Here is a 9,876-nt window from a genome sequence, read left to right as displayed (position 1 = left end):
CCCTTCGCCGGCCGGCGACCGCCCGGCGCCGGGACCGGGCGGCGGTCCCGGCGGCGCCCGCGGCGCGAGACCATGTGCGCATGACCGACAACGACCAGCAGACCACCACGACCCCCGACCCGGCCGTCCCCGAGTGGGAGCAGCGGTTCCGGGCGCCCCGGGTGTCGCTGCCGGAGTGGGCCGAGGACGCCCCGGCCCGCTCCCTCTTCGTGTCCAACGCGACCGGGACCTACGAGCTGTACGCCTGGGACCGCGAGAGCGGCGGCCAGCGCCAGGTCACCGACCGGCCGAACGGCACCACCGACGGGGTGCTGTCGCCGGACGGGGCGTGGGTGTGGTGGTTCTCGGACACCGACGGGGACGAGTTCGGCGTCTGGATGCGGCAGCCGTTCCACGGCGGCCCGGACGAGCCGGCCGTGCCGGGGCTCGCCGCCTCCTACCCGGCCGGGCTGGCGCTCGGCCGGGACGGCACCGTGGTGGTCGGCCGCTCCACCGACGAGGACGGCTCGACGCTGCATGTGGTCCGGCCCGGCGGCGGGGAACCGGTGGAGATATACCGCCACCGCGAGTCGGCCGGGGTCGGCGACCTGTCGCACGACGGCACCCTGCTCGCCATCGAGCACACCGAGCACGGCGACGCCATGCACTCCGCGGTGCGGGTGGTGCGCCCGGACGGCTCGCCGGTCGCGGAGCTGGACGACACCGAGGGCGGCACCGAGGAGCTGGGGCTGTCCGTGCTCGGCTTCGCGCCGGTGGACGGCGACACCCGGCTGCTGCTGGCCCACCAGCGGCGCGGGCGCTGGGAGCCGATGCTCTGGGACGTGGCCACCGGCGAGCAGAGCGACCTCGGCATCGACCTGCCGGGCGATGTGTCGGCCGAGTGGTTCCCGGACGGCACCGGGCTGCTGGTCGCGCACGGCTTCGAGGCGCGCAGCGAGCTGTGGCGGTACGAGATCGCCACCCGCGCCCTGGTGAAGGTGGACACCCCGCCGGGCACCGTCTCCTCGGCCACGCCCCGCCCGGACGGCACCGTGGAGTACCTCTGGTCCTCGGCCGCCACCCCGCCCGCGGTGCGCTCCACCTCCGGTGAGGTGGTGCTGGAGGCGCCTGGCGCGCGGGCGCCCGGCTCGGTGCCGGTGGAGGACGTGTGGGTCCAGGGCCCCGGCGGCCGGATCCACGCCCTGGTGCAGAAGCCGGCCGGCGCCACGGGTCCGCTGCCGACCGTCTTCGATGTGCACGGCGGCCCGACCTGGCACGACAGCGACGCCTTCGCCGCGGGCCCGGCGGCCTGGGTGGACCACGGCTACGCGGTGGTCCGGGTCAACTACCGGGGCTCCACCGGGTACGGCCGGGAGTGGACGGACGCGCTGAAGCACCGGGTCGGGCTGATCGAGCTGGAGGACATCGCCGCGGTACGGGAGTGGGCGGTCGCCTCCGGGCTCGCCGACCCGGACCGGCTGGTGCTCAGCGGCGGCTCCTGGGGCGGCTACCTCACCCTGCTCGGCCTCGGCACCCAGCCTCAGGCGTGGGCGGTGGGCCTGGCGGCGGTGCCGGTCGCCGACTACGTCACGGCCTACCACGACGAGATGGAGGCCCTGAAGGCGCTGGACCGCACCCTGCTGGGGGGCTCCCCCGAGGAGGTCCCCGAGCGCTTCGAGGCCTCCTCGCCGATCACCTACGTCGACGCGGTGCGCGCCCCGGTGTACATCTCGGCCGGGGTGAACGACCCGCGCTGCCCGATCCGCCAGATCGACAACTACGTGGACCGGCTGGCCGCCCGCGGCGCGGTGCACGAGGTGTACCGCTACGACGCGGGGCACGGCTCGCTGGTGGTGGAGGAGCGGATCAAGCAGGTGCGGCTGGAGCTGGAGTTCGCCGCCCGGCACCTGACGCCGGGGAGCTGAGGGCGGGGGCGGCGCCCTGGTGGCCGTGTCGCCGAGGGCGCCGGGGCTCCCGGGTGGCGGCGTCGGCGCGGGCGCCTGCGCGGCCTCCGGGGGCGGCCCCGGGCGTAGGGGGGCCGGGGCGGTTCCGTACCGTGGTGGTGTGTACCGGTTCCTGACGACGCCCCGCTGGTGGGGGATCAACCTCTTCGTCGTGCTGGCGATCCCCTTCTGCGTCTTCATGGGGACATGGCAGCTCGGCCGGTTCGAGGAGCGCGTGGACACCCACCAGGCGGCCGAGCGGCGGCCGGACCCCGCCTCGGTGCGGGCCGCTCCGCTGCGGGAGCTGCTGCCGGTGGACCAGGAGACCTCCGGGCGGACCGCCACGGCCACCGGGGAGTACGGGCGCCAGTTCCTCGTCCCCGGCCGGGAGCTGGACGGCGAGCCGGGCTCCTATGTGCTGACCCTGCTGCGCATGGAGGGCGGCGAGGAGCTTCCGGTGGTACGGGGCTGGCTGCCGTCGGGCGCCGAGGCCCCCGCCGTACCGGCCGGCCGGACCACGGTGACCGGGGCGCTCCAGGCCTCGGAGCACAGCGGCAGCCCGGACGTACGCCCTGGGGCGCTGCCGTCCGGGCAGGTCGGCATGATCAGCGCGGCCTCGCTGGTGAACCTGGTCCCGGGCGAGGTCGTCGACGCCTGGGTGACCCTCACCGACGCCCCGGCCGGGCTGACCCCCGTCCCGGCGGTGGCGGCGGAGGGCAGCGGGCTGGATCTGAAGGCGTTCCAGAACCTGGGCTACACCGGGGAGTGGTTCGTCTTCGCCGGCTTTGTGCTGTTCATGTGGTTCCGGCTGTTCCGCCGCGAGGCGGAGGCCGCCCGCGACGCCGCCCTCGGCCTCACCCCGGAGGCGCCCACCGGATCCATGGCGGAGGCCCCGGCCGCCGGCCTGCGGTAGCCGGCGCCCGGGCGGCCGGGGTCCCGTCCGGGACCTCCGTCAGGAAGGCGCCAGCACACCCGTGTGGTAGATCGCGCCCGCGCACGCCTCGGTGATCGTGGCGGCCGCCGTCGGGGAGCCCTGCTCGGCGGTGTGGGTCACGGTGACCCCGCCCTCGGCGAGACCGCCGTCCGCCCTCTGGAGCTGGGTGCCGGTGCCGGTGTCGGCGGTGTCCGTCCCCCCGCCGGTCGTCGGCGGCTCCTCGGTGGGCGGGGTGGTGGGCTCGGGCGACGGCTCCTGGCTGCCGCCGTCCACCGGGCAGGTCTCGGCCGGGACCCAGGCGAACTTCACCTCGTAGCTGCCCGACGGCTGGAGCAGCAGCGGCGCCGCCGCCTCCTGCGCCGGGTCCGGCAGCCCGGCGGCCGCGTCGCCCGCCGTGTGCCGCAGCACCGACACCTTCGCCGGATCGGCGGCCCCGGTGGTGGCGAAGCCCACCGCCCCCACGGCGCCGACCGCGCAGGCGGTCGGGGAGGTGTTGGTCACCCGGAAGGTGCCGTACACCCTGCCCTCCGGGTCGGGGCGGGCGAGGTCCGCGAGGGCCGAGCCCAGCTGGTCGGCCTGGCACACCGGCGTACTCACCGGGGCCGCGGTGCCGACCCGGCCGGCGCCTTCGCCGACGGTGCCGTCGGCCGTGCTCCCGGTGGCCGCCTCCGCGGAGGGGTGCGGGCTGGGCGTACCGTCGCGGTCCTCGCGGGACGGGCTCTTCTCCTCGGTGCGCGGGCCGTCCTGCCCGCCGCCGGTGGTGCCACCGCCGCCGTCCGCGCTCTTCGACGAGCCCTCCGGGCCGTCCTGGGCGTGCTGCCCGTGCCCGGCGTTCACCGGGAAGTCCTCGGTGGTGTCGGGAGAGGCCGCGACATGCACCAGCGCGGGCACCGCCGTACCGAACAGCAGCGCGGCGGCGGCCATCCCCACCACGGCCTGCCGCTTGCGGGCCCGCCGCGCGGGCACCGCCCGCCGCAGATGGTCGAGGCTGCCCTCGGTGGGCGTCAGGCCCTGGACGGCGCCCCGCAGCATCCGCCGCAGCTCCAGCTCGTCGTCCGCCCCGGACCCCTCGGCCGAAGCGGCCGGCCCCGCCGGCCCGAAGGAGAGGGGCCGGAAGGTGGTGAAGGGACCGTCCACCGGGGTGTGCTCGCGTCCGCCGGGTTCTCGGTCCTCGTCCGCCGGGGCCTCATGGTCCGGCGTGCCGAGGTCCGCCGCGTCGCGGTCCGGGCGCTCGCGCCCCGGGCGCTCGTGATCCGGGCTGTTGTTCACCGTGTCGTTCCCAGTTCCGTCCGGTCGTGCGGCGCACCGTCCGGCCGCCTCCGCGCCGTCCCTGTGTCCCTCGCTCATGCCGTGGCCCCCATGGCGACCCGCAGCGCCGCGATTCCGCGTGAGCCGTACGCCTTCACCGAGCCGAGGGATATCCCCAGCGTCTCGGCGACCTGGGCCTCGGTCATGTCCGCGAAGTACCGCAGCACCAGCACCTCACGCTGCCGCCGCTGGAGCCCGCGCATCGCCTTGATCAGCGCGTCCCGCTCCAGCTGGTCGTAGGCGCCCTCCTCGGCGCTCGCCATGTCCGGCATCGGCTTGGACAGCAGCTTCAGTCCGAGGATGCGCCGGCGCAGCGCGGAGCGGGAGAGGTTGACCACGGTCTGGCGCAGATACGCCAGCGTCTTCTCGGGGTCGCGGACGCGGCTGCGCGCCGAGTGCACCCGGATGAAGGCCTCCTGGACGACGTCCTCGCAGGAGGCGGTGTCGTCCAGCAGCAGCGCGGCGAGCCCGAGCAGGGAGCGGTAGTGCGCCCGGTAGGTCTCGGTGAGGTGGTCGACGGTCGTCCCGGCGGCGGTCGTCCCGGCGGTCGCCCTGTCCTCCGCCACCGCCCCGCCGACGGCGCTCTCGGCGCCGCGCTGGGAGGGTATCCGGGGCGCCGTCCGCCTAGCGGCGGGCATCGGCGCGATCACCGGCATGCCCCCGCCCCGCCGGGACGGCCGCCGGAGCGGTCGTACGGAACCGGGCGCCGGTCGCACGGCACCGGCCGGCGGCCGTACGGTGCCGGGCGCGGCACCACTGCCGACCGGCAGGGCGCCGATGAGCGCCGCCGGGCCGGCACCGCCCGGGCCGGTGCGTCCGGCGCGGAGCGGGACCACCGCTGCGATGTCGAGTACCTCTGCCACGCCTGTTGGACACGCTTCCCCCCGTCAGGGTTGTACGCCCACACCACCGCTTCTGACGGTGCGCCGTCTGCCCTCATGCGTACCCGCTCTTCCCGAATGCCCCGTTCGCGCGGCTGCACGATGGGGCGACCGCGGAGACGCCCGACTCCCGGCCGCCGGTTGCGGCACAGGGGGACAAGCATCACGAACATGCCATCGCCCCAGGTCGAGCGGTCAGGGCGGCGGAACTCTGCCGGCCACTCACAGGGCGTTCACAGATCCTACAAACCCCCACTGACACGACGACGGCGGCGGTGGTCCGGATCCGGACCACCGCCGCCGTGCGACGCCGCGGCGCGACGCCGTGAGGCTCTCAGCGCCCGGTGCCGCCGTAGACGACGGCCTCGTCCGAGTCGCTGTCCAGCCCGAAGGCGGTGTGCACGGCGCGGACGGCCTCGTTGACCTCGTCGGCGCGGGTGACCACGGAGATCCGGATCTCCGAGGTGGAGATCAGCTCGATGTTCACCCCGGCGTCGGCGAGCGCCTGGAAGAAGCCGGCGGTGACGCCCGGGTTGGTCTTCATGCCCGCGCCGACCAGCGAGATCTTGGCGATCTGGTCGTCGTAGCGGAGCGACTCGAAGCCGATCAGGCCCTTCTGCTTCTCCAGGGCGTCGATGGCCTTGCGGCCCTCCGCCTTCGGCAGCGTGAAGGAGATGTCGGTCAGCCCGGTCGACGCGGCGGAGACGTTCTGCACCACCATGTCGATGTTGATCTCGTTGTCCGCGATGGTCCGGAAGATCGCGGCGGCCTCGCCCGGCTTGTCCGGCACCCCGACGACGGTGATCTTCGCCTCGGAGGTGTCGTGGGCGACACCGGAGATGATGGCCTGCTCCACCTTGAGGTCCCCTCGCGGTTCGTTGCTGACCCATGTGCCCTGGAGCCCCGAGAAGGAGGAACGCACATGGATCGGGATGTTGTAACGGCGTGCGTACTCGACGCAGCGGTGCAGCAGCACCTTGGAGCCGGAGCTCGCGAGCTCCAGCATGTCCTCGAACGAGATCCAGTCGATCTTGCGGGCCTTCTTCACGACCCGGGGGTCGGCGGTGAAGACGCCGTCGACGTCGGTGTAGATCTCGCAGACCTCGGCGTCCAGCGCCGCGGCCAGCGCGACGGCGGTGGTGTCCGAGCCGCCGCGGCCCAGGGTGGTGATGTCCTTCTTGTCCTGGGAGACGCCCTGGAAGCCGGCGACGATGGCGATGTTGCCCTCGTCCAGCGCCGTACGGATACGGCCCGGCGTGACGTCGATGATCCGCGCCTTGTTGTGGACCGAGTCGGTGATGACCCCGGCCTGGCTTCCGGTGAACGACTGGGCCTCGTGGCCCAGGTTCTTGATCGCCATCGCCAGCAGCGCCATGGAGATCCGCTCTCCGGCGGTCAGCAGCATGTCGAACTCACGTCCGGCAGGGATCGGGGATACCTGCTCGGCGAGATCGATCAACTCGTCCGTCGTGTCGCCCATCGCGGACACCACGACGACGACCTGATGGCCGTTCTTCTTGGCATCCACGATTCGCTTGGCGACGCGCTTGATGCCCTCGGCATCGGCAACGGAGGAGCCTCCGTACTTCTGCACGACAAGGCCCACGTGCGCTCCTCGCTCAGTCCGTTTGCGGTCAGCTCAGTTTAACGAGCGGCCGGGAATCGCCCCCGCGCAGTCACATCGTGAGATGTCCCGCTCACCACCTGATCAGCGGATCTTCGCGATCCTCGCGATCAGCCCGCTCGGCACCGGGGCGCCACGGCCGCTCGACCGGTTCCTGCCCGGGGCGGCACGGGCTACGCGCGATTGTGGGCCGGCTCACGCGAGCCGGCCCACGGACGGAGGAGGTGGCGCGGAACCTACTTGACGGTACGCATCCCCAGCGGACCGAGGATCTCGGCGGCCATCACCCGGCCCGCCTCCTCGGCCAGGGCGTCCTCGGCGAGGTCCTCGTCGGTGTCCAGCCCGTCCAGCTCGGCCAGCGGCTGGTCGAGGCGGACGTGCGAGACCAGGGACTGCAGCGCCCGCAGGGTGGCCGAGGCGGTCGGGCCCCAGTTGGAGAAGTACGAGAACTGCCACCACCACAGCGCCTCCGTGGTGCGGCCCGCCCGGTAGTGGGCCAGCCCGTGGCGCAGGTCGGCGATGATGTCGGCCAGGTTGTCGGAGATCCGGAACGGCACCGGCGCCTTGCGCGGCTCGTACGGGTCGAAGACCTCGGAGAAGACGTCCACCGGGTCCAGCATCACCGCGAACCGCATCCGCAGCTCGTCCACGTCCAGGTCCGGACCGGCGTCCGGCTCGTAGCGCTCGTCGGGGACGATGTCCTCGTGTGCGCCGAGCCGCCCTCCGGCCAGCAGCAGCTGCGAGACCTCCAGCAGCAGGAACGGCACCGCGCTGTCCGGTTCGTCCCCCCTGGCCACTTCCGTGGTGGCGACGATGAAGGACTCTATGGAGTCGGCGATCTGGACCGCGAAACTGTCCGGGTCCATCGCGTGCGCGTGCAGTGTGGCGTCAGACATCGAGGAGTCGTCTCCCTTCGAACGCACGCCCGAGCGTGACCTCGTCGGCGTATTCCAGGTCGCCGCCAACGGGGAGTCCGCTGGCCAGGCGCGTCACCTTCAGGCCCATGGGCTTGACCATGCGCGCCAGATACGTCGCGGTGGCCTCCCCCTCCAGATTGGGGTCGGTCGCGAGGATCAGCTCGGTGACCGTGCCGTCCGCGAGCCGGGCCAGCAGCTCGCGGATGCGGAGATCGTCCGGACCGACGCCCTCGATCGGGCTGATCGCGCCGCCGAGGACGTGGTACCGCCCTCGGAACTCGCGCGTCCGCTCGATCGCGACGACGTCCTTCGGCTCCTCCACCACGCAGACGACCGCGTCGTCACGGCGCGGGTCGCGGCAGATTCCGCAGCGCTCCTCCTGCGCGACGTTTCCACACACCGCGCAGAACCGCACCTTGTCCTTGACCTCCATCAGCGCGCCGGCGAGACGGCGCACGTCGGCGGGCTCGGCCTGGAGGATGTGGAAGGCGATCCGCTGCGCGCTCTTGGGACCGACGCCGGGCAGTCTGCCCAGCTCGTCGATGAGGTCCTGAACCACGCCTTCGTACAACGGAACGCCTCTCGTGGAGTGCTGTGATGCTTACGGTAGTTGCTGCGTGCGGAGGTGAGAAGGCGGGGGCCGCCGCGGGCGAGGCGGGTCCGGGGACGGCCCGTCCCCGCCGCTGGAGGGCCGGTGCTCAGAAGGGCAGCCCCGGCATGCCGCCGCCGCCCAGCCCCTGGGCGAGCGGCCCGAGCTTCTGCTGCTGGAGCGCCTGGGCGTTCTCGTTCGCGGCCTGGATCGCCGCCACCACCAGGTCGGCGAGGGTCTCGGTGTCCTCCGGGTCGACCGCCTTGGGGTCGATGACCAGGTTCCGGATCTCGCCGGCACCGGTCACGGTGGCCTTCACCAGACCGCCGCCCGCCTGACCGTCGACCTCGGTCTGCGCCAGCTCCTCCTGGGCGCGCGCGAGGTCCTGCTGCATCTTCTGGGCCTGCTGGAGGAGCTGCTGCATGTTGGGCTGGCCGCCACCGGGGATCACGGTCACTCCTGGCACTTCGAGGGGAACGTTGCGTAAGGCTGCGCGAAAGCGCGTGAAGCAGAGGAAAAGCACGCCGACTCGGCGAACACAGTCGGCAAGCCGAGCCTACGTGGTCCCCGGTGGGTGTGCCCCCTCTGCCCGCTCTCACTCGTTCGGGTGAGAAACGGGCGCGCCCCTCACCGTTCCGCACCCCTCTTGAGGGCGGAAAGCGCGCGGAAATCCGGGGTTCCGGGCACGATGCCCGCCATTCGGCGGTAGGAAAGCGGGGTGCGCCTCCGTACGCGTACACGGTTCAGTACGCATTTCGCGCAGCCACGTTCCGTACCGCCCGTACCGCGCGCACGGCCCCCGCGCACTCCCCCGCGGACGGCGGTCGGGCCCTGGACAAGCCCTGAAGGAGTGCCCCGGTGAGTCAGCCGGAGATGCAGCCCGGCCAGCCCGGCCGACCCGACCAGCGCGGGGCCCGCGGCAGCCGGGGCGGTGATCTGGCCGGCCGGCCGTTCCCGCTGGGCGACTGGGGCGAGCCGGCCGCCCGGCTGGACGAGCTGTACCGCTGGGTCGAGCAGGACGCCCTGCGTACGGCCGACTGGTACCTGGCCGACCGCGGCTGGAAGCGGCGCGGCGCGCGGGCACTGCGGGCCGGTACGGCGCTGGGCGCGGTCGCCGGGGCCGCGCTGCCGCTGCTGGACCTCACCGGCGCGCTGGCCGGGGCGGCCGGCTGGGGTTACCTGTCACTGCTGCTGGGCGCCGCCTGCCTGGCCTGCGACCGGTACTTCGGCCTCACCTCCGGCTGGATGCGGGACGTGGCGACCGCGCAGGCGGTGCACCGCCGCCTCCAGCGGCTCCAGTTCGACTGGGCGGCGGCGAGCGTACGGGAGGTGCTGGGCCCGGCCGAGGGCACGGCGAGCGAGGCGGCCGAGCGGTGCCTCGCGGTGCTGCGCCGGTTCTCGGAGGAGGTGGCGGAGCTGGTGCGGACCGAGACGGCCGACTGGATGTCGGCGTTCCGCTCCGGCCCGGCGCCCCTGGTGACGTACGCGGTCCCGGCGGACCCGCCCTCCCGCGGCGTACCGGACCCCGCCCCTCCGTCAGGGAGCTGCCGCCCGCTGCCCCCGGGCACCCGCCCCAACATGCCGCGCCAGCGCCCGCCCGAGCCGCGCTGAGCGGACCGCGGGCCGGGCGGTAGGCGGGCGGCGGGCCGGGCGGCGGCCGACTGGAGATCCGGCGGTCAGCCGAAGATCCGGCCGTCGGCT

The 9,876-nt window shown here is 73.9% G+C and carries 9 protein-coding genes; 3 read left to right on the top strand and 6 right to left on the bottom strand.

The features are described 5' to 3' along the window. Positions 1–80 precede the first annotated feature (80 nt). On the top strand, positions 81–1,904 hold the full coding sequence (locus M1O15_RS22485) for a S9 family peptidase (protein ID WP_248635919.1): 1,824 nt from the start codon (positions 81–83) through the stop codon (positions 1,902–1,904). Between the two features lie 139 nt (positions 1,905–2,043). Beyond that, positions 2,044–2,835: an SURF1 family protein gene (locus M1O15_RS22480; RefSeq protein WP_248635918.1), complete on the top strand. Its 792-nt coding sequence runs from the start codon at positions 2,044–2,046 to the stop codon at positions 2,833–2,835. Positions 2,836–2,874: 39 nt separating this feature from the next. On the opposite strand, the gene M1O15_RS22475 is transcribed toward M1O15_RS22480, so the two are convergent. From M1O15_RS22475 to M1O15_RS22450, 6 genes are all read right to left on the bottom strand, one after another. Then, a complete protein-coding gene (locus tag M1O15_RS22475; RefSeq protein ID WP_248635917.1) occupies positions 2,875–4,125 on the bottom strand; it encodes a hypothetical protein in 1,251 nt (416 codons plus the stop codon). Positions 4,126–4,199: 74 nt separating this feature from the next. Then, entirely contained in the window at positions 4,200–5,027 is an 828-nt protein-coding gene (locus tag M1O15_RS22470) for a SigE family RNA polymerase sigma factor (protein ID WP_248635916.1), read from the bottom strand. 352 nt (positions 5,028–5,379) lie between these two features. After that, on the bottom strand, positions 5,380–6,651 hold the full coding sequence (locus tag M1O15_RS22465) for an aspartate kinase (protein WP_248635915.1): 1,272 nt from the start codon (positions 6,649–6,651) through the stop codon (positions 5,380–5,382). Between the two features lie 254 nt (positions 6,652–6,905). Beyond that, on the bottom strand, positions 6,906–7,565 hold the full coding sequence (locus M1O15_RS22460) for a DUF5063 domain-containing protein (protein WP_248635914.1): 660 nt from the start codon (positions 7,563–7,565) through the stop codon (positions 6,906–6,908). Further along, a complete protein-coding gene (gene recR / locus M1O15_RS22455; RefSeq protein ID WP_248635913.1) occupies positions 7,558–8,157 on the bottom strand; it encodes a recombination mediator RecR in 600 nt (199 codons plus the stop codon). Before recR ends, M1O15_RS22460 begins: the two co-directional genes overlap by 8 nt. 127 nt (positions 8,158–8,284) lie before the next feature. Then, positions 8,285–8,626, bottom strand: coding sequence for a YbaB/EbfC family nucleoid-associated protein (locus M1O15_RS22450; protein ID WP_248635935.1), 342 nt, complete (start codon positions 8,624–8,626; stop codon positions 8,285–8,287). Between the two features lie 407 nt (positions 8,627–9,033). Here M1O15_RS22450 and M1O15_RS22445 point away from each other — a divergent pair, with 407 nt between their 5' ends. Further along, positions 9,034–9,786 carry an SLATT domain-containing protein gene (locus M1O15_RS22445; RefSeq protein WP_372499543.1) on the top strand — a complete coding sequence of 251 codons (753 nt, stop codon included), beginning with the start codon at positions 9,034–9,036 and terminating at the stop codon, positions 9,784–9,786. Positions 9,787–9,876: the final 90 nt, after the last annotated feature.

This window comes from Streptomyces lichenis (assembly GCF_023218175.1).
In the GTDB taxonomy this organism is placed as follows: domain Bacteria; phylum Actinomycetota; class Actinomycetes; order Streptomycetales; family Streptomycetaceae; genus Streptomyces; species Streptomyces lichenis.
This window is presented reverse-complemented; position numbering and strand designations above follow the sequence as displayed.

What these genes read in the sequence shown, in the direction of transcription:
- M1O15_RS22485 (WP_248635919.1), top strand. Translation starts at nt 81, where the DNA reads ATGACCGACAACGACCAGCAGACCACCACGACCCCCGACCCGGCCGTC.
- M1O15_RS22460 (WP_248635914.1), bottom strand. Translation starts at nt 7,565, where the DNA reads ATGTCTGACGCCACACTGCACGCGCACGCGATGGACCCGGACAGTTTC.